This is a genomic window from Pantoea phytobeneficialis, assembly GCF_009728735.1.
GTDB lineage: Bacteria > Pseudomonadota > Gammaproteobacteria > Enterobacterales > Enterobacteriaceae > Pantoea > Pantoea phytobeneficialis.
Genome location: NZ_CP024636.1, coordinates 3619588 through 3640537, shown reverse-complemented (window position 1 = coordinate 3640537; position 20950 = coordinate 3619588). Strand labels below are relative to the sequence as shown.

General features: G+C 52.3%; 16 protein-coding genes. 4 read left to right on the top strand and 12 right to left on the bottom strand.

The features are described from left to right. Positions 1–275, top strand: a 275-nt coding sequence (locus tag CTZ24_RS16790) for a transposase (RefSeq protein WP_208724128.1), incomplete at its 5' end; no start/stop codon positions are given. A 38-nt stretch (positions 276–313) separates the two neighbouring features. On the opposite strand, the gene CTZ24_RS16785 is transcribed toward CTZ24_RS16790, so the two are convergent. From CTZ24_RS16785 to CTZ24_RS16745, 9 genes are all read right to left on the bottom strand, one after another. Continuing rightward, positions 314–1396, bottom strand: a complete 1083-nt coding sequence (locus tag CTZ24_RS16785; RefSeq protein ID WP_021182899.1) for an acyltransferase family protein — start codon at positions 1394–1396, stop codon at positions 314–316. 415 nt (positions 1397–1811) lie between these two features. Then, on the bottom strand, positions 1812–2903 hold the full coding sequence (locus tag CTZ24_RS16780) for an acyltransferase family protein (RefSeq protein WP_208724127.1): 1092 nt from the start codon (positions 2901–2903) through the stop codon (positions 1812–1814). Between the two features lie 225 nt (positions 2904–3128). Further along, on the bottom strand, positions 3129–3881 hold the full coding sequence (tcyN, locus tag CTZ24_RS16775; RefSeq protein WP_021182896.1) for an L-cystine ABC transporter ATP-binding protein TcyN: 753 nt from the start codon (positions 3879–3881) through the stop codon (positions 3129–3131). Beyond that, positions 3878–4546, bottom strand: a complete 669-nt coding sequence (tcyL, locus tag CTZ24_RS16770) for a cystine ABC transporter permease (RefSeq protein ID WP_208724126.1) — start codon at positions 4544–4546, stop codon at positions 3878–3880. The genes tcyN and tcyL overlap by 4 nt, the downstream gene beginning before the upstream one ends. Continuing rightward, the gene (gene tcyJ, locus CTZ24_RS16765) at positions 4546–5346 is read right to left on the bottom strand and encodes a cystine ABC transporter substrate-binding protein (RefSeq protein WP_021182894.1); all 801 of its coding nucleotides are present in this window, start codon (positions 5344–5346) and stop codon (positions 4546–4548) included. Before tcyJ ends, tcyL begins: the two co-directional genes overlap by 1 nt. A 101-nt stretch (positions 5347–5447) precedes the next feature. Further along, positions 5448–6434 (bottom strand): D-cysteine desulfhydrase, encoded by a 987-nt coding sequence (locus CTZ24_RS16760; RefSeq protein WP_021182893.1) that lies wholly within the window; start codon positions 6432–6434, stop codon positions 5448–5450. Between the two features lie 131 nt (positions 6435–6565). Then, positions 6566–7069: a flagella biosynthesis regulatory protein FliZ gene (fliZ, locus tag CTZ24_RS16755; protein WP_013509525.1), complete on the bottom strand. Its 504-nt coding sequence runs from the start codon at positions 7067–7069 to the stop codon at positions 6566–6568. Between the two features lie 50 nt (positions 7070–7119). Continuing rightward, positions 7120–7842, bottom strand: a complete 723-nt coding sequence (locus CTZ24_RS16750; protein WP_013509526.1) for an RNA polymerase sigma factor FliA — start codon at positions 7840–7842, stop codon at positions 7120–7122. A gap of 142 nt (positions 7843–7984) precedes the next feature. Next, on the bottom strand, positions 7985–8953 hold the full coding sequence (locus tag CTZ24_RS16745; protein WP_208724125.1) for an HNH endonuclease signature motif containing protein: 969 nt from the start codon (positions 8951–8953) through the stop codon (positions 7985–7987). A 349-nt stretch (positions 8954–9302) separates the two neighbouring features. Here CTZ24_RS16745 and rfbD point away from each other — a divergent pair, with 349 nt between their 5' ends. The 3 genes from rfbD to CTZ24_RS16730 all read left to right on the top strand — a co-directional run bounded on the left by rfbD (position 9303) and on the right by CTZ24_RS16730 (position 12601). Then, positions 9303–10187, top strand: a complete 885-nt coding sequence (gene rfbD / locus CTZ24_RS16740; RefSeq protein WP_208724124.1) for a dTDP-4-dehydrorhamnose reductase — start codon at positions 9303–9305, stop codon at positions 10185–10187. Between the two features lie 90 nt (positions 10188–10277). Further along, positions 10278–11459: an ATP-grasp domain-containing protein gene (locus tag CTZ24_RS16735; RefSeq protein ID WP_208724123.1), complete on the top strand. Its 1182-nt coding sequence runs from the start codon at positions 10278–10280 to the stop codon at positions 11457–11459. After that, complete coding sequence (locus CTZ24_RS16730) at positions 11456–12601, top strand: Gfo/Idh/MocA family protein (protein ID WP_208724122.1); 1146 nt, start codon at positions 11456–11458, stop codon at positions 12599–12601. Before CTZ24_RS16735 ends, CTZ24_RS16730 begins: the two co-directional genes overlap by 4 nt. A gap of 41 nt (positions 12602–12642) precedes the next feature. On the opposite strand, the gene CTZ24_RS16725 is transcribed toward CTZ24_RS16730, so the two are convergent. The 3 genes from CTZ24_RS16725 to CTZ24_RS16715 form a co-directional block, all read right to left on the bottom strand. Then, complete coding sequence (locus CTZ24_RS16725) at positions 12643–13794, bottom strand: DegT/DnrJ/EryC1/StrS family aminotransferase (protein WP_208724121.1); 1152 nt, start codon at positions 13792–13794, stop codon at positions 12643–12645. Between the two features lie 34 nt (positions 13795–13828). Next, entirely contained in the window at positions 13829–17257 is a 3429-nt protein-coding gene (locus CTZ24_RS16720) for a glycosyltransferase family 2 protein (RefSeq protein ID WP_208724120.1), read from the bottom strand. Positions 17258–17417: 160 nt separating this feature from the next. Further along, positions 17418–20945, bottom strand: a complete 3528-nt coding sequence (locus CTZ24_RS16715) for a glycosyltransferase (protein ID WP_208724119.1) — start codon at positions 20943–20945, stop codon at positions 17418–17420. Between the last annotated feature and the right edge of the window lie 5 nt (positions 20946–20950).

Sequence of the window (20950 nt, the reverse complement as noted above, 5' to 3'; positions counted from 1 at the left end):
TGGTACCGGTGGAAAAAACGTCCGGGAGCTCAGTCAGGGGGCGTGCGCGGATGTCAAAAACAGGCCCGGCAGACGTAAGGGCGAAACTGTATATGGCGGCGATCGTAGCGATCAGGTGGAATGCCCCGGCGAAGGCGCTGTACCAGAGGCTAATCGCGAAGGGCAAAGCCAGCAAGGCCGCGCTTGGAGCGGTGATGCGCAAGCTGGTTCATCAGTGCTTCGGGGTGCTGAAAACGCGGATGAAGTGGGATGAAAATTACGCAGCTACCGCTTGACGTTCAAGACGGTAGCTACGGAATGTGCTTGCTTTTCGTTATGCGGCTGTCTTTCTTCGCTTCATACCAATTAATGTCGGGAACACAAACAGCGACTGCCCCAACCCGCGATTGGTCAGTGACCACACCAACACCGAACACAACGAACAGATGGCTACGATGGCAATCGGATACAAGCACGCCCAAAGTATCGAGAACCACGCCTGCTCGTACAGATGATGGCGCTGCGCAAATAAAATGGCTGACATGCCAAAATATTCAATAAATATGCGATGAATAACATAAATTTGCAGGGTATTGCGGCCAATCCAGTTCAGATAGGTCATGCGGAAATGCGCATTCAGCCAGCGGCAAATCGCCACGCTTAACAGCACCGCGATGATGCACAGAAACAGGTTCCTGCCGACACCAAAGATAATGTTTACCCCCGCAAAGGCGGCCAGCAGTGCCCAGGGGACCATATTTTCCCGCTTCCAGCTACTGAGCCGCAGCATCAGTGGACTCCAGAACGCCCCCAGCAGGAAAAACAGAAGATATTGCGCCAGACTCTGCGGTCCCCAGTACGGGATAATTTTCACTACCGCCAGATAATTCAACACCACCGCCACCGCCAGCAACGCCATTCTCTGCTCGCGAAAGATCTTGGCTAACAGGAAATAAATGCCCAGACCGTAGAGATACCATGACGTGCTCATCGCCATAAAGGTGAGCTTCAGAAACTCCAACAGCGATCCGGCATAGGCCGCATTGGTATTGTCAGAAATACGTTGCCCGGTGATTTCCGATGAAATGCCATCGATGGACCACCACTGAATAAATCCCCATAAAATATAGAGATAGAACAGATTGGTAATGCGGCTGGTGAAAACCTGCTTCCACGGGCGATTCATGATGCCATTCGCCGCCAGCAGTCCCGACACAAAGAAGAAGGCAGGCATACGCAGTGGCGACAGAATCGTATTAAACTTCACCCAAATTTCCGCTGGCAGCCAGCCTGCCGACAGATAATGCACGGTATTTTCGAATCCGGGTAAAACCGTATGGTAGAGCACCACTAACAAAATGCAGGTGCCTTTAAGGGTGTTCACCCATAATATCTCATCGGTCCTGGTGTTATTCATATGATTAACTCCCGCTGTGTCAGTCTTGAACGCGAAATTTGACGCCGAGAAATGAGGTATGACATTTTTAATAGTGAGAGGGATTATCAAACAGGCGAGGCAATCTGACTGTAGCGAAAGTCTTAAAAAATTTTTACTGGCCCTATATAACAATGCGTTACGTCATAACACCGACCAGCATAACTAAGCAGGCTAATAATTTTCTCCATTTATTTAAACGTTAAAGTGAATATTGATACACATCAATCGCAAATAAACGCGGTCAATAATTAAGATTTACTCACCTGCTTTCAATCCACACGATAATCAAATAAAAGTAAAAATAAACAGCATGTGGCAGAGAGTTAAGAAAAAAAATTCTGCCTGTGCTGCTTGTAAATGGCGAAATGGCCAGTTTTCACTGGCCTGTATTTCATCAGGATAACGGCGATGATTTTGCTTCAGTGGCTTGCTTACGCAGTAAACGTGGGTAGAGAAACAGCATCCGCCCCGGACCATGATTTAATAGCGTCCAGACCACTAATGACAGCGAAGTACAGACGGCTACCCCTGCCAACGGCATCAGTAATGCCCATGCCCAGCTAAAGGTGGTGTTACCAAACCAGCCATAGTGCAAAGCGAGCGTTAGCGCACTTAATCCCAGCAGTTCAATAAAGATGCGGTGCAGCACATAAATCTGTAGCGTGTTCCGGCCAATCCAGTTAAGCCACGCCATATTGCAACGTTGATTGAGGAAGCGGCACAGCACAATGCCAAACACGATGGTCAGCAGGCTATAGAAGGGATTCTTGTAACTACCGCCGACATGATGCGCCACACCGATTAACGCGATACCGGCCAGGAGCAGCCAGTGTTGCCGCTCAAGGTGGCTGATGACGATCAATCTCTCGCTAAAGAAAACGCCAAGCAGAAAGTAAAGATAGTTCTGAGCCACGCTGGCGGGGCCCCAACCGGGGATCAGACTGAGCTGAGCAGCATAGTTAGCCACAATTGCCAGCAGCACCAGCGCCACCTTCTGGCGGTGAAACAGCTTGGTGAACAGGAAAAAGCCTGCCAGCGCATAAAGATACCAAAGGCTGGTCATCGACAGCAGCAGCAACTTGATGAACTGAAGTGGAGAATCCGCGTAGGCGGCGTTTTTCGCCGTCGATAAGCGGTCACCCATCATATGCGTTGAAATGTAGTGGATGCACAGCCACTGAATCACGCCCCACAGCAAATAAAGATACAGTATGTTGCTGAATTTCTTCGTAAACACTTCCTGCCAGCTTTTTTTACTGATGGCGCTCGCCGCCAGCAGGCCAGAGACGAAGAAGAAAGCGGGCATACGTAACGGGGAGAGGTATTTATTAAAGGTCACCCAGCCTTCAGCAGGGATGATCCCGGCGGTCAGATACTGCAACGATGGGGCAAAAGTGGTGATGATAGCGTGGTGCAGAACCACCAGCAAAATACAGCCGCCTTTTAGCGTATTGATCCAGAGTATCTCTTGCCTGGCAGACGTCATTGTTAAGTCCTGATTGTGTCATGAATTTGTAAATAATTATTTTTATTTATTAATTCATCACAATCAGTACCACTCTTAAAAAGACCGCAAGAACCCAGCAGAGTAAATGAACGTAAAATAAATACTTAAAAATCAGTACAATGAGAAAATCAGGCTGATTTTTTTCGGAAGAAACTGATGTGGAAAAATGAGGAAAACGCCGTGAATCATCCACGGCGCTTAAGATTATTGATTAAGGAATTTATCGAGGAACTGTCGGGTACGGGCATGTTGCGGATTGCTGAACAGCGCCTTCGCCACCCCCTGCTCAACGATACGGCCCTGATCCATAAAGATGGCACGGTCAGCAACGTCGCGGGCAAAGCTCATCTCATGGGTGACAATCACCATCGTACGCTTCTCTTCCGCCAGCGCACGGATGGTATTCAGTACCTCCCCCACCAGCTCAGGATCAAGCGCTGAGGTGGGTTCGTCGAACAGAATCACCTGTGGGCGCATTGCCAGTGCGCGCGCTATCGCCACACGCTGCTGCTGTCCACCGGACAAGCGTCGCGGGAAGCTCTCTTCCTTACCGTGCAGCCCCACTTTCTCCAGCAATGAACGTGCACGCGCAATGGCCTCCGCTTTCGGTTCACCTTTGACGATCACCGGCCCTTCGATAATGTTTTCCAGTACCGAACGATGGGGGAACAGATTGAAATTCTGGAACACGAATCCCACCTGCTGACGCAGACGGCGCACCAGTTCCTTCTGTTTGTTGATGCCGAGAGCAGCATCGACGGCAATCTCGCCCACCCGGATGGTGCCACTATCCGGCACTTCCAGCAGGTTGATGCTGCGCAATAAGGTAGTTTTACCCGAACCGCTCGGCCCGATAATCGCAACCACTTCGCCAGAAGCCACGTCCAGATCGATACCGTGCAGCACCGTCTGGCCGTGAAACTGTTTCACCAGCTGACGTACTTCAATGGCACTCATTTCACCTCCCGATCCTGACGATTAACATGCGCTTCCAGTCGATTCTGCAAGGCGGAGAGTACCGTCGCCATCACCCAATAAATCACCGACGCCGCCAGGTACATGGTAAACACCTCCAGGGTACGCGAGGTGATCAACTGCGCCTGACGGAACAACTCCGGCACCTGAATCGTGGCCGCCAGCGAGGTATCTTTCACCAGGCTGATAAAGCTGTTGCCCAATGGCGGTAGCGCGGTACGTGCCGCTTGCGGCAGGATCACGCGACGCAGCGTTTGCCACGGCGTCATACCGATACTGGCCGCCGCTTCCCACTGACCACGCTCAATCGCAGCAATCGCGCCACGTAGCGATTCCGAGGCGTAAGCGGCGGTGTTTAACGACAGACCAATCATGGCGGAAGGAATGGGATCCAACTCGATACCAAACTGCGGCAGGCCGTAGTAGATCATAAACAGCTGGGCGATAAGCGGCGTGCCACGAAAGATCGACACATAACATCGCGCCAGCCAGTTAATCGGCCAGAAGTGCGACAGGCGCATCAATGCCAGCACAAAGCCAAGTATCAGCCCGAAGAACATGCCGCCGATACTCAGTTGCAGTGTGAACACCGCGCCTTTGAGTAAAAATGGTGCTGAATCCAGCACCAGTTGTAGGCTTTCCTGCATTATTTAGTAACGTCCGCGCCGAACCATTTCTCGGAAAGTTTGCTCAGGGAGCCATCTTTCTGCATATCAGCAATCGCCGCATCAATCGCTTTCAGCAGATCATCATTACCTTTACGCAGTGCCACGCCAGATTCCAGACGCGAGAAGGCCGGGCCTGCCACTGCCATGGTATCGCCAGTTTTCTTCACCAGATCCAGCGCGGCCAGACGATCCACCAGGATGGCATCAAGGCGGCCTGAACGCAGGTCCTGATATTTGGTTGGGTCATCATCATAGGTGCGGATATCCACGCCCTTCACGTTATCACGCAGCCACTGTTCATAGTTGGAGCCGAGACCCACACCGACTTTCTTACCGGAGAGATCGTCCGGCTTAGTAATGCTGCCCGCGTTTTTCTTCAGCGTCAGCGCCTGCACACCGGAAATGGTGTACGGCGTGGAGAAGTCATATTTCTTTTTACGCTCATCCGAAATGGTGACCTGGTTGATGACCACATCGATACGTTTTGAATCCAGCGCGGCCAGCATACCGTCCCATTTGGTTGGTTTCAGGCTGGCTTTCACGCCAAGATGCTGCGCCAGTTGCTGGGCGAATTCCACTTCGAAACCGGTCAGTTTGCCGTTTTCATCCTGGAAGCTGAACGGCGGATAGGTTCCTTCCAGCCCCACCAGCAGCGTGCCGCGTTCTTTCACTTTATTCAGCAGATTTTCTGCCGCGAAGGTTTTCACATTGAAACCGGCGACCAGCGCCACCGCCATCACTCCCATCACCAGTTGGCGACGAACCTGTGAGAAAGCCATAAATACCCCATTTATTATTTGTGAGTTGTGTGTGTTGTGTGCGTTATTTCACCGGGTCAGGCAAATAACAGCCGGATTATAAACCTTTTTTTACCTGCGTCTCAGACCGAAGGATGATAAGCAAATAACGCGGGTGATCCGCCGGTATGGACAAATAACAACGGGCCTTCACGACGGAAACGGTTCTGGCTGATGCCGTCAATCAAACCGGCCATCGCTTTTCCGGTATACACCGGGTCAAGCATGATGCCTTCCAGCCGCGCCAGCAGCTTCACCGCCTCCATCCCCTCTTCGTTCGGTTCGCCGTAGCGCGGAGCATAATATTCATCCCACAGCGTAATGGGCGCGCGCGCTGCAACCTCCAGCTGCTGCGCCAGTGCCGTGCGGATGCGCTCAACCACGGGCAGTTGATCTGCCACTTTGCGCGACACCGTCACACCCACCAGCTCGCTGTCCGGCAGCAGTTGCTCCAGACCAACCGCCAGGCCAGCATGGGTACCGGCACTGCCGGATGCCACCACCACGGCGGCAAAATCCACCACGCCTTCGCTTTGATGCGCAATTTCCTGGGCACATTCCACATAACCGAGTGCACCCAGTGCATTGGAACCGCCCACCGGCACCACATAAGGACGAAAACCCTGTGCTTCGAGACGTTCAGCCTGCTCCGCCAACTGTGCCGTCGGATTATGCAACGCATCGACCATCACCACCTCGACGTCCATCAGGTCCAACAGCAGTCGGTTGCCGTTACTCAGGTAGTTTTGTGCCGTGGTGCCAATCGGGTTTTCCAGCAACGCCACGCACTTCAGACCAAGACGTGCCGCCACTGCCGCTGTCTGACGTACGTGGTTAGATTGTATTGCACCCGCCGTCAGCAGCACATCCGCGCCTTCGCGCAGCGCATCGGCCGCGAGGAATTCGAGTTTGCGTAGCTTGTTACCACCGAGCGCCACCGGGGTGAAATCATCACGTTTAATGAAAATATCACGCCCAAGATAGTCAGAAAGACGGGGCAAATGCTCTAGCGGCGTGGGAGCACCCAGCAGCTCAAGACGAGGGAATTGGTGCAAAAGATGTAAGGACAATGCAGCCTCCATTCGGGCAAATTGCAATTATTCTTACAGTGTTGCAGAAGATGAGAAAAGTCGCACCCGGAATTCACCGGGTGCAGCCCCTGTTGCTGGCGTCTTCGACAACAACAGGGGGAGGATCACAGTTAGCTGCGCTGCCAGCCTAAAAACTGGTCATATTTACGCAAAGCGATGCGGTAATTATTATTACCGGCATCAGGTAAATCGTTCTCCAGACACTCATGCCAGCTGTTGCCCCGCAAACGTTCTGCCGGGAAATTTTTCGCCTTGAGCATGTCATCGAGTCGACGTAAACGCACCACGTATTCGCGGATGGTGCTGTGACTCATCTCAGTCTGTTCAAAGAGGTATTGCTTGAACGCCATGATATCGAAGTAATTCGGATGAGTATTACAAAAAATATCGCTGCAAAAACGGCACAACGCAGTCAATTCCGGCTGGAGTTTCATCCACACCTGATCGTCAATCATTTGGTCCATGCGAGCAATGGCCTCTTTATTGATGATCTGGCCGCGGAACACTAACGCCATACGGTCAAGAACCTTGCCACAATGTGAACAATTGCTTTGGCTGTGCTTGTAGTCTTTAAGGTAGCGACTTAAAGGTCTGGCTTTGGATTTGGCTCCCATTGCTGAGTCCCCGGTTTTATTTTTTTTTGGATCCCCAGGAACTGATTCTGTCAGCGCGCTCCCGTTAAACGGGCACGCAGGCGTTTGATCGCCTGACTGTGCAGTTGGCTGACGCGGGATTCGCCCACTTCCAGCACCGCGCCAATCTCCTTCAGGTTCAGTTCTTCCTGGTAGTACAGTGTCAGCACTAATTTTTCACGCTCGGGCAATGCCTCGATCGCTTCAATTACGCGCTCACGCAGATTCCCTTCCATCAGTTGATGAAGCGGGTTGGCTTCTTCATGCCCTTCCGTCACCAGCTCTGCGCTGTCACCGTGTTCTTCCCGATACTCGTCGTAGGAGAAGAGTTGGCTGTTGTTGGTATCGAGCAGAATCTGCCGATACTCCTCCAGCGAAACATTCAATTGATCAGCCACTTCCTGCTCGGTAGCCGCGCGCCCCATCGCTTGCTCTACCTGATGCATGGCGCCAGCCACTTCGCGCGCATTACGGCGTACGCTACGAGGTGCCCAGTCGCGACTGCGCAATTCATCCAGCATTGCTCCCCGGATACGCTGCACGGCGTAGGTGGTAAAGGCGGTGCCCTGTAACGCGTCGTAGCGTTCCACGGCATTCAGTAAGCCAATGCCACCGGCCTGCAACAGATCGTCAAGCTCAACGCTGGCGGGCAACCGTACCTGTAGGCGAAGCGCTTCGTGCCGCACCAGAGGAACGTAGCGCTGCCAGAGCGAATGTTTATCCATCACGCCATCGGCGGTATAGAGATCGTTCACGTTGACTACCCTGCGTTAATAAAGTTATCGGCATGATTATCTAATTCTGTAGGGCGTTTTGATTGGAGGAATAGGCGGGCAAAGCGCGGTTATTTCAATTTGTAATTGATGGCGGCACAGCAGGCCGCCACCCAAGACTTCCCTAACGCAGATTACGCAGGCGCTGGCGCGTGCCGGGCGGTACGTTGTCCCATAACACGCAGGTTTTCCCCTCAAGCGACTGATAGAAAGGGCTAATGTTGCCATCGCTTTCAAGTTGCGCGTTGAACACCACCTGACCGGTTTCCGCATCGATGCTTAACATGCGGTTAATAAATAGCCGCTGTAAGTCACTGCGCAGGAACAAACCGTTATCCACGCTATTATCGGCGAGAAATCCTTCTTCATTTTCCTGAGTATCGATATGACAGGCTTCGACCCACGGCCAGCTGTGTCGTTCAGTCAATCGCGTGCCAGTGATCACGCAAGCGCCGTAGCGCGCTTTAACCGCCGCGCTAAACTCGGCCTGACTGGCACGCTGGAATACTCGCGCTTTAACCCGCCTGCCGACTTCAGTACCGGGCATCACCGCAATCGGGACTTTATGTTGCGGTGTACTCAGCACCACCAGGAATTGCACCTTGCGCGATAATGGAAAACAGGGATGAGCCTGCGGGTCGAACAACTGCCAATATTCGTCGTCTTCATTCTGGCGCATCAGCACCAGCTTAAAGCCACGGCTTGCCAGCAGGTTCTGCGCCTCTGCCGAATGGGGATCGAGCATCGCGTAGACGCGGGTTTCCCCGACGACCTTCCAGCGATTTTCTTTCTTTATTTCGTCAGTGCGGCGGAAATAGAGGAAAGCCTGCTGGTTCTTCAGGTAATGCTCAAAGCGACGCAGATAGTTTTTGCGTTCGTTGTCGTCCGAGACAAACAGCAGATCCTCAATCGGGCTATTAATCTCCTGCTGAGCGAACACCGCGCGTATCACCAAATTGCGATAGCTGGTTGACGGGCTCAGCAACCCACGGGCGGTAAGCTCTTTATCATCAGGATTTTGCTGCATGTAGCGCAACGCGATCTCTTCGAAAGTCAGTAGCTCACCGGGTAACAAGTCATAATTGAAGCGCATAGACACCCCAGAAAATGGAAAAAGTACGGCAAAAATTCGTGTGATTCTGAAGGGAGTTATCGGCAGATTTGCAGGGTTCTGTAACAGGTTGGTTACTTTTTTATGGTATCCATACAAAGGTCATTTTTCTGCCCCTTATCCCCTGCATTACCGGCTTTTTTAGTGTTTATTTGCGCCATTAATTACCCTGACTCACTCGTATGCTGCTGTCATGACTCTTCACGCGCAGTGAATGGACCAAGATGAGAGCAAATTATGAAAGGAATGGTGTTGGCGGGCACAAGCTCCCGATTACATCCTGTGTGCACGCCGTGGTGTTACGGCCGTCCGATGTGGTGGAGTTGACCCCATGCGTATCCTGCTGACAGGCGCGGGCGGCCAACTCGGGCGCACCCTGATTGATCGCTTACCGACAGAATGGGATATTCATCCTTTCACGTCTGGTGAACTGAATATTACGCACTATCCATCCGTAAAACACAGGTTCCTGAATCTGCGCCCGGATGTTGTCATTAATGCTGCTGCTTACACCGCAGTGGACAAGGCGGAAAGCGAACCCGAACATGCAATAGCGGTCAATGCAGAAGGTCCGGCTTTGCTGGCTGAAGCGGCGAATCAAACGGGCGCTCGTCTAATTCATGTGTCTACGGACTATGTTTTTGATGGCAATAAATCGACGCCTTGGGTGGAAGGTGACACGCCCTCCCCGATCAATGTTTACGGCTTAAGTAAATTTGCCGGGGAGGTGCGGCTGATTAACACCTTACCTGATGCCTTAATTGTGCGTTCATCCTGGGTGTTTAGTGAATATGGTCAAAACTTTGTACGTACCATGCTCGACATCGGATTGCAGCGTCGGCAACTCAGTGTTATCGAAGATCAGATTGGTAATCCCACCTACGCCGGTGATTTAGCCGATTTTCTCATCTTTTTGGCGCAGAAACCGCAGGTTAAAGGAGTTTTGCATTTTGCCGGCAATGAAACCATCAGTTGGTTTGGCTTTGCGCAGGCGATTTTCCAGGCAGCAACGGCTATCTGTCCGGCCTACGCCAGCATGCAACTCACCCCCATTAGTAGTGAACAGTGGCCATCACCGGCAAAGCGCCCACGGAATTCAGTCCTGTGCAGCTTACGCCTGGCCGAGTTAGGTTTCCCTTCTTCGGATTGGCGCGCCCGTTTAAGCGAGGTGGTCCCTCAACTGCTGGCAGCAAACGTGTTGAAAAAGGCAAATTGAGCCAAAAACCCTGTCTGTTTCTGCCATTGCACTGACCCAAGCCTGAATAAAATAAGGCGGTTAAATTTACTCAGGCTAAGGTTGGACGCCATGTCTTCACCCTCCCGGGCGCTGCTGCTTGATGCGGGATTCGCCTCACTGCCCTTTCTGGATGTATTACGCCAGCACGGTTACCGCACGGCGGTGTGCGGCAGCAAAACCCAAGACCCTGGCCATCGTTTTGCAGATGACAGCAGTCCTGTTAACTATGGTGATGTGCAGCAAGTCATTGACCTGTGTCGCGAATGGGGCATCTCGGCCCTGCTGCCCGGCGTCACGGATGTCTCGTATCTCACCGGTTCACGCGTCGCAGAACAACTTGGTTTTTCCGGATTCGACACTCCGGATGTTGCCGATACGTTGTTCCAGAAGGACCAGTTTCGCCAATGGGCACAGGCTAACCATTTCCCGGTGCCAGCAGCGGTACAGCAGTTAAGCGAAAGCAATGGATTGTCTTTACCGCTGATCGTTAAGCCAGTTGACGCCTACAGCGGGTTAGGGATTACCCATATCTCTGAACGCGAACAGTTAGCTGCTGCTTTCCTCGCTGCTCAACAGGCTTCACGTAGCGGTGAAGCGTTGATTGAGCAGTTTATTAATGGCACGCTGCACAGTCACTCCGCCTTTATTCGTAAAGGTGAAATCGTCTGCGAATTTTATGTCGATGAGTTTTGCACCGTTTATCCGTGGCAAGTCAACAGCAGTTCTCTCACCACGCAACTGAGCCGCACATTACAGGATCGCGTCAGCGATTGTCTGGCGACGTTGACGTCACAGCTCAATCTGTGTGATGGCCTGCTACACACCCAGTTTATGACCGACGGCAACGATTTTTGGTTGATTGAACTGACACGACGTTGTCCAGGTGATCTCTACAGCCGCCTGATCAGCCTGTCGACCGGTGTGCCTTACAGCAGCCATTTTGTCGCCCCCTTTATCAATATTGATGACCACTTTGACCAACGCCGCCCGGTACGCCAGCGTTTTATCGCCCGTCATACCGTCTCCGTCGCCGAAGCAACCCGTTTCGCGGGTTTTCACTTTGCCGCATTACCGGCAAAAATACTCGATGTCATCCCCCTCAAGTTACCGGGCGATGCACTGGAAGCCGCGCCGCGCGACCGCGCAGGACTGGTGTTTGCCGAGTGCGACAGCCTGACCAGGCTGGCGCAACTGACGCCGCATCTGAACCAGTATCTTAATCCCCCGATGCAACAGGAGAGAAAGTCATGACCCAACCACTCAGGATTGCCTTCCTTGGTGGCGGCATCAATTCCGCCATCGGCCAGACTCACAAAATTGCCGCCCAGATGGATGGTGAATTTCATCTGGTCGCTGGCTGTTTCAGCCGCGATGCACAGATAAATCAACAAACAGCGCAGATCTGGGGCATCGCCACCGATCGTCTGTACGACCATTATGAAGCGCTGCTGGCAGCAGAACATTCACAACTGGATGCGGTGGTGATTTTACTGCCTACGCCGCATCATCTCGACGTCATCGTGCGCTGCCTTGAATATGGTGTCGCGGTGATATGTGAAAAGGCATTGGTGGAGTCAGTCGCCAGCGCGCTGGTGGTCAGCCACACCCTGCAACGTACTGGTGGTCGTCTGTTTGTTACCTATAACTACAGCGGTTACCCAATGGTGCGCGAGCTGCGCCAGCGCATTGCCGATGGCGAGCTGGGGAATATCCAGCAGATCCTGGTAGAGATGCCGCAGGAGGGCTTTAGCCGTCGCAATATGGCCGGGGATGTAGCACGGCCACAAAGCTGGCGTCAGTCCGACGGAGTGATCCCCACGGTATCGCTCGATCTCGGTGTTCATGTGCATCAGTTAGTGGATTTTATTGCGCAACGTCGGGCGACCGATGTCTATGCGATCAATAGCCACTTCACGACGTTACCCAACATTATCGACACCGTCCATGCTGTTTCCCGCTATGAAGATGGTCTGGTATGCCAGTATTGGTACGGCAAGGCGGCGCTGGGTTACCGCAATGGCTTACGTATCCGGGTAATGGGCGATAAAGGTAGCGCGGAGTGGTTACAGGTGGAACCGGAAACCCTGAAACTCAGCAATGTGCACGGCCAGGTCACTTTGATTGACCGTACCGATAATGCCAACCGCATCGCTAACCTGCCACGCTACTGCCGCTTCAAGGCAGGTCATCCGGCTGGATTTATCGAAGCCTTTGCTAACTACTATGCGGATATCGCCCAGAGTTTACGTGGCGAACACAACGACTACAGTCAGGGTATTGATACGGCACTGAGCGGGCTGAATTTTCTCGAAAAAGCCCAACGCAGTGCCACGTTACACCAGCCAGTAACGCTGCTGGACTTGCTTTCCCATCCCGCCACTGCGACCGGTTAATGCGCTAACACTTTGCTCCCCCCTTTCGGGGGGAGCCGTTCTCAGGCCGCCGCGGTCTGACTGGCTGCCAACACAATATCAATAATGCGCACTTGCTCTGTCTCAGTCAGCGTGGGATGGATCGGCAGGCACAGCACCTGCTGGGAAGTGGCACTGGCAACCGGCAGATTGTCAGGATGAGACGACTCATAACCTTTATACATCGGGAACTGCGAAATCAGTGGATAGAAGTAGCGACGGGCGTAAATCCCTGCGTCCTTCATCTGTTGATAAAGCTGGTCGCGCGTCAGCGGAAAGTGTTCCGGGTGGATAAACAGCGGGCAGTAGGCGTAATTCCATTCGGTTTGCGCATCCGCCTGCAACAACGATACCCCTGGCACCACGGCTAACGCCTCAGCATAGCGTTGATAAATTCGTTGACGCACACCAAACGCGGCATCCACATGCTTTAGCTGCAACATACCAAATGCCGCCTGGAATTCGCTCATTTTGCCATTGATGCCCGCCGCTACGACCGTTGTTTCATCAGCAAAACCGAAGTTCTTCAGATAATCAATGCGACGTTTAATCTTCTCATCCGGGCAAATAATCGCACCGCCTTCGAAGGTATTAAACACCTTCGTGGCATGGAAACTCAGCACCGATAAATCACCATGATTCAGGATGCTGACCCCTTCACGTTTCACGGCAAAAGCGTGTGCCGCGTCATAAATCACGCGTAAGCCATAAGTATCGGCAATGCGCTGAATCGCATCGGTGTCACACGGCAGGCCGTAACAATGCACAGGCATGATGGCGCTGGTTTTAGGCGTAATTGCCGCCTCAATTTTGGCCGGGTCGAGGTTACAGGTTTGAGGATCAATATCGACAAACACCGGCTTGATGCCGTTCCACAACAACGAATGTGAGGTTGCCACAAAGGAGTATGGTGTGGTGATCACCTCACCATCAATACGCAGCGCCTGTAACGCGGTCATCAATGCCAGCGTGCCATTAGAAAACAAGCAGATATGTTTCACACCCAGGTATTCTGCCAGCGCAGCTTCCAGGGCCTGGTGATACGGGCCCCCGTTGGTCAGGTATTTGCTCTGCCAGATATTTTCGAGGTAAGGAATAAACTCCTCCAGTGGCGGCAGTAAGGGGCTGGTCACCAGAATATTTTTGTTGTCGTAATGTGGCGCGATTTTTTTCATCGTGGCCCCCTGCGGGCAAAGTAATGTGTCACGGTTAATGGAGATCTACACCGGCCTGCTGCCAAAAGGTCGCAAGCGTGTTTGTCGTTGACTGGTTTTCGCGGGTTACTGGCGACACAACTGCCGACTCAACGTTCTGATGCCATTCACGTAAGCGAGTAATCCAAACATTGTCTTTATTCCTTACCGCTGCTACTGACCCGCCGTGTGCCAACGCGATATGCTCACTGCACAACACCGGAAGCGAAGCCGCCTGGTAATGCAGCAGGGGCAAATTATCTTTGAAGCGGTTTTCATCATTGTTGAGACGAAACAGCACCGCCAGATTGACTTGCAGGGATATGATGTCATCAGCGTTCACTAGCACAGAGTGCGTTCGATGTATTTCACTCACACCGGCAAACCAACCGGCGGGAACATCGCCACGAATGACCCAATCGATAAATCCCGCGGTTTCGTTGATGACAGGGGCAAAGAAGCGCTTATCAGCATCACTTAATTGCAGAGTGTCACATAACACCCGCAGTTTCGTGCCGCGTGGGGCGACTCCTAACTGAAGTTTTGGCATGACCACCAACGATGGCAGGGAATAGACCGTTTGCTTACGTTTTTGCAGCCAGAGTTTTAATTCTTCGTTGCGTACCAGCCAGCCAGCGAGCCAATCGGCATGCAACAGTCCCTGGACTGCTTGCTGATTGATGCCAGCCTCAGGTAAGCAATACGTCTGGCAACCGGTCATGGTGGTAATCGACTTAAGATGCCCCAGTTGGCGTTCGCCTACCTCCGCCGATATGATCAGCATGTCTGGCTGTAAGCGCACCAACACCCAAGGCGCGAGGGCATCATATGTGAGCAACGCAATCTGTTGTTGCTGCGCCATCGCGCTCAGTATCTCACCCAGGTAAGCGCTGGCGGGCATGCCTTTATCTCCCTGTACCCAAACGACGCGTGGGATGTTTGCCTGGGTGAATGCTGGCCACATTTGCTTGACGCTTTCATCAACCGTGAAGGGTTCGCCATACAGAGAATGACTGGGGTGATAGCCAGGGTCACAGAATAGACTTCTGCCCCATTGCTGCTGAAGATGCGAAGCCTCGACAGAAGATGGATTAAATCCACGCGCATCAGCATCAGTTGCGACCACACTGTGGGGCGTCCAGATGGACAGGTAACCGGCTTGCGCGACCTTGAGGAAAAAATCGATTTCCGCCAGAGCAATGTCGCCATAACTCTCGTCCAGTCCCTTCATCTCATGCCAGCATGTTTGGCGAACCACCAGGCATTGCCCATCTAACAGGCGAGAATAACGGTCACTTTGCAGGAAACCGGCGGCGATCATCGAATCCCAACGTTCGCCCTTACCAATGTGCCCGGCAAGGCCACGATAACCACCAATGATGCCAGCCGACAGGATATGCTGCTCCGTATGGATCAGTTTTGGACCAACCACAGCCACTTCCTGACGTTGAGCGTGATTCATCAGCGCAGAAAGCCAGTTATCACTAAAGAAAATCAGGTGAGGTTCGATAAAGCAAAGAAACTCGCCTTTGGCGTGTTGCGAAGCACGATTGCGTAATATTACAGGCTGCCAGCCGACAGTAAGATTAATCACCCGGATACGCGCAGGATCAATGCTTGCAAGTCCCTCCAGCCATGTATTGATCGTGCTATCACTATGTTGATGATTGATCACCAGCAATTCGGTATTTGCCCATGCGTTATATTGCAGCAAACTGGTGATTGCACGTTCAAGAGCCGCCAGTTTGTTGCCCGCCAGCAGTATTAAAGAAACCAAGGGTTGCGCTCGATGATGGTACACAACACGCATCGGCAAACCGGGTTGTACCTCTACGGAGGCCGTCGGATAACCTCGTTGGATTGTCAACGCGTTTAGCGCCTGAGCAGCCTCATCACTCTCCTCGGTGTGCACTTGCGGCTGCGGCAAAATACAGATCAGGTCGGGATAATGCCGAATAGCCATAACACCGGCATGGAGATAAAGTTGTTGCAGCACGCTAACGTCCAGTGCCTGCGTTAAATGGGCTGTATCCAGCCATTGAGCGAATGCACTTCGCGCCAGCAGGCAGCGTTTGAGATAGATTTCGGGTGCGTTACTGAACAGATCCCAATCCCATTGCGGTTTGAGATGTGGAACCGGCTCACCGTTAGCATCAAGCCATAACTCGTCGGCATACACCGCCTGCACTTGCGTCTGACTCGCAAGGAAATGTGCCAGGCCCGGCCAGCACTCAGCGCTATAAAAACCACCAGCAGGAATACACTGCAACCAATCAAAAGTATCCTCAGCAACCTGCCGTGCCAACCACCCTCGCCAATGCGTCAGTGCAACAACCTCAACACCTTGCCTTGCGGCATCCTGACGCGATGAAACAATGACAACAGCCACGTAAGCAGGACGTTCAGCCAGCGTATCAAGCGTTAACGACAAGCGATCGGGATGTTCAGCATCATCAAAAATCGTGATAAGCAAACGAGGCATCTGCGTAAATTGCAGTTTGCTTTTCAGCGCAGGTGTCAAACTTCGGTTCACCAACCAATTTTCCAGGCGTCCTTCCCAAACCGTTTGCTGAAATTCTCTGGCTGCCTGCTGTGAAGAGCTCACCAGATGGTCAAGCTGTGACGCAGTCTGTTTACGGCGCTCAAGTAACACATCATGCATTTCTCCGATGTTACTGCGCACCCTCTCCAGGGTCCCAGGTTTGTCATCCCAACAATAGCCTAATCCATTTAGATCATTGATCGTTGCGGGTGTTACCGCATGCTGTTCATAGCCCCTGGCCGTCAACGCCACCACCGGACAACCACAGAGTACGGCTAGCAATCCTGTTCCCGAGGATTCATAGGTGTATAACGTACGGGTAGTTTTGAGTATTTCGGCGAGTTGTGGCAACGATAACGGATTACGCATGGAGAGAATCTGTATATCCGCAGGCAATGACGCGAAGTCAACGGCAGATTCTGGAACTCGATTCAGGTACAGCACATCACGATTACGTTTACGCTGCTCATCACAAAACAGGTCAAGGTCATAACACTCAATATTGAGAATATTGGCGTGGTGGTGCTTTGCAGCGAACTCCGGTCGATACCAATAAAAGAGGTCGCCCACCTTGTCTTGTAATGTATTGCCATTAATTGCCGACTCACGGTTCAACATATATCGCACCACGACCGGAGCCTGATGTGGATTCCCGCTGACAACTTCTGGATAAACAGCAATAAACAGGCCGCCGCGCAAACGGTAGTCACGCAACTCTTTCCCGGTCACCGCCGGGGTATTCCATTCTGGATTGACCTTACAATTCACCATCCATGCGCGTCTGCCACTTTCATTTAACAGATGGCACAAGCGATGCATAACCTGCACGCCAGCAGAAGAGTCGCGGTAATCTGGCGCGATAATGAAATAAGGGAAATTTTCGTCCTGAATAGTCGTCATCATGGTTACGCGTATATTGAGCGGCAAGTGTTGCCGGGCAAATTTTCTCTATAGTAGCCATGACAGGTGACAACCAATCCCCAAAACAGAGGGCAAAAACGCGGCATTTTTCATATCAAAGGAAACAGGCTGGATGGGATACCCAGCCTGCGTGCCACAGTAATCAGGCGCTCCAGGCTTTGAGCCAGTTATCAACATGGGTGCCTTTGAGCATCCACTCTTCACGCACCTGCCGCTGGAGGGCGAGACCGGTTCGTTCACTTTCATTCAGGTCATTAAGATGCATACGGATCGCATCGACCCAATCTTTGAAGCGATTTTTCACGCGAGTCACCGGTAAGTTAGTGTGGCGATAACATTGGACATCGCTGCACACCACCGGGATGCCACAAGCGCCATACTCCATCAAGCGCAGATTGCTTTTGCAATCGTTGAAGATATTATCCTCTACCGGTGCCAGAGCCAGATCCAGATTCAGTGCAGCCAGCGTGGCCGGATAAAGGCTGATGTCCACGCCTGAATGATGTTCATGCACGTAAGGGCGCAGTTTCTCCGGGCACATCCCCATGAACACCCATTCCACTTCGTTGGCAAGCGCTTTGACCACATCCGCTATCATTTCCAGGTCCCCCTGATGACTGGAGCCACCAGCCCAGCCGACACGGGGTTTACGCCCTTGCCCACGTAGACTGTGTAGCCCTCCCCACCAGTTAACCGGCAAACGGTTAAGCACCACCTGAATATCAGGGTGGAAAGACGACAGGGCCTCTGCTAGTGGCTGTGTCGACACCACGAAGCGGTCAAAATAGCTCAGGCTTTTACGTAAATGCCCCGATACTTCCTGCCGGAAATTGGCGCGGTTGTAGTGTTTCATGGGCAAATTAAGAATATAGTCATCCAGCTCAAACACTTTGAACATTTCGGGAATCTTACCGGCACGCTCAATCCAGGTATGAAAGGCAGGTGCATACCGGCGCTGGATAATCAAACTGTCTGGACGATACTGTGCCACCTCACTCAGGTTAAGCAATGAGAGAGAGGCATTACCCTGTGCCTTGCCTTCCATTTGCATCGCGTGCAAGGGTTGCAGCATACGATAGTGACCGCAACCCGCCGTATCTGAGTGATGGAGTAACAGCTGTGGTAAACCCGCACTTCTCACTGGCTGCCAGCACATTTCACTGTCATTGCTGATATCAAAATGTCGACCACGTTGCGACAGGTTGGTGTTATACGCTGGGTCGCGTCCAACTAACGGTAACCAGCGCTGCAACAGCAAATCCTCTTCCTGTTGCTTGAGTCGCGCCGCAGCCTGGATCGACACGCCCGCAAACGGACGTTTTCGATCTGCCGCCCGCAATACACGGGCATAGGGCGTCCACACTGTCAGGTAGCCTTGATTTCGGGCGCGCAGGCAAAGATCAACGTCAGTGAATAGCGTCAGGGTTTCATCGAAACCATTCAGAGCGGCAAACACCGTAAAACGAACCAGCATAAAGTCGCCTGATACGGCACTGTAGTTTTGATCGAGATGTAGGCGTCCAAGCGCAGACGGAGCCTTATCGTCCTGGCCGCGAAATACATCGCCAGCGATGCCATTAACACCAAGGACAAAGCCCGCATGGCGCACTTTATTATCCGCCGACAGTTGCTTGCCTCCCACAATCGCCACTTCCGGGCGTTGCGCGTGATTGAGCAAATTCGCCAGCCACTCGCCATCCGTAATGGCTAGCTCACTGTGCAGAAACATCAGGTATTCGCCCTGTGCATGTTCTGCTGCCAGATTCGCCATTGCGCCCTGATGCCATTCACCGTCGTAACGCACGACGCGGATACGCTCTACATCAACGGTTGCAATCGCCTCAAGCCAGTTATCGCGCTCCTGGCTACGCTGATTGTCAGCCACGATCATCAACTCGTAATGCTGATAACGTGTCTTCTCCATCAATGTTGTGACACAGGTGATCAACGCCGCCAGGCTTTCCCCGGCCAGAATGATTATGGAAACCTTGGGTTGATCAGCATGGTTATAGCGCAGCCGATAGTTGTAGTAGCCATCAAGCGCAATTTCCGCCTCTGCATAACCACGGTTGTGCAGATGACGCTGGATAATCTGTGCATCCTGCGCAATATCTCGTGGTCGAAGATGAGCTGTCAGAAGTGGTTCCGCGAGGTGACCGACAACATTCAACCCCTGCGATTCAATCAGTTTGACGATCAGATCCAGTTCAGCTGACTGGTTAAAATTGATGTCAAACCCCTCTGCTGCGAGTAACAGTTCACGACGAAATAGCCAGTGTCGTGCCATGGACTTCGGTGAACTGAGCAACATATCCAGATTGAAATCCGGGCGGAATGCCAGACCTGCGGGTTGCTGTTCAATATAGAAATACTCATCTGCATACAGCGCCAACACGTCATCCCGTGATGGCAAAGTGGTAGACAACGCCATTAGCCCGGAGAGATTAAAACGTGTTCCGGCCTCAACACACATCAACCAAGTGTACGTCTGTTCAGCAATAAGCTGGTTAATTATCGCAAGTCGGGATTCAGCTGATGCAGGCCAGGCTGGGGCTCCCTGCGTATTGTCAGTTACCTCACCGACCAATAAAGGGGTAAGTACCAATAATGGCGAAGAAAAATCACTCAGGGATGTTAACGTGTCATTCAGCTGCTCTACATTTTCAGGCGTGACGATAATGATGATCGCAAGGCTCGCAGGCTGTGGTGAACGATCGCTCAACTGTTGCAGCGCCGCCTGGTGAACTGGCTTCAGACTCCGAACCGCATTCCAGTGAAAAAGCGTACTGAGACTGAGTGCATGATATTGCAACTGCCTGACATTATGCTGCGTAAATGCCGCTGGCTGTGATAAGGGCGCAACAGAGATGAGCTCTGATGGCCCTTTTGCGCTGCTCTGCCAGGATGCTTGCCGCAAAAACTGAATCACTCTCTCTCGCGACGTCCGAGCCGGCTCGTCATCCTCGATCTGATGAGGTTGAGGATGGACATCAGAAACGCGTACTGCACAGAGTGGGGTCGGGAACCAAACCGCATCACCTTGTGCTAACAATTTGCTATACAAAACCAGTGCACCTGCTGGTGCTAATGTTTCATTCTCAAGGGTGAACAGCGCCTCTGGTTCTGGCATCAGTGCCAACAGGCACTCCCGCCTGATTAAGGTCGCACTGAGGTCACCGATCAGGTTGTAGCTGAGACGACATTGATAACGCAGCAGGTCGGTACCCTTTACCAGCCCCGGTTGTGGCAAAAATGCCGCTGTGGATAACGTATCCGCCACATCCTCACCGCCTGCATCAAGTCGCTTACGTTTGGAGACAGCCAACACCGCCTGAGGCAGGCTTTCTAACACCTGGACCATCGTTGAAACACATTGAGGTGCCAATTGATCGGCAAAACTCAGCAACTTAATGTATTTGCCTTGTGCCGAATGGATCGCTTCAGCCAGTGCTGTTGAGTACCCAGCTGGAAAGATTAAGTGCCTGACGGTATGTCCTGGCTGATTGAGATAAGGTTGTAACCGTTGACCAATAAACTGTTTGCCACTGGTATCGGAGACCAGAATCTCACAATGCGGATAGTCCTGTGCCAGGGCGCTTTTAAGCGATCCCTCCAGCCAGACGGGAACGTGTGCAGTGATAATAATGCTGACAAGTGGAGAGTGATTCATCAGAG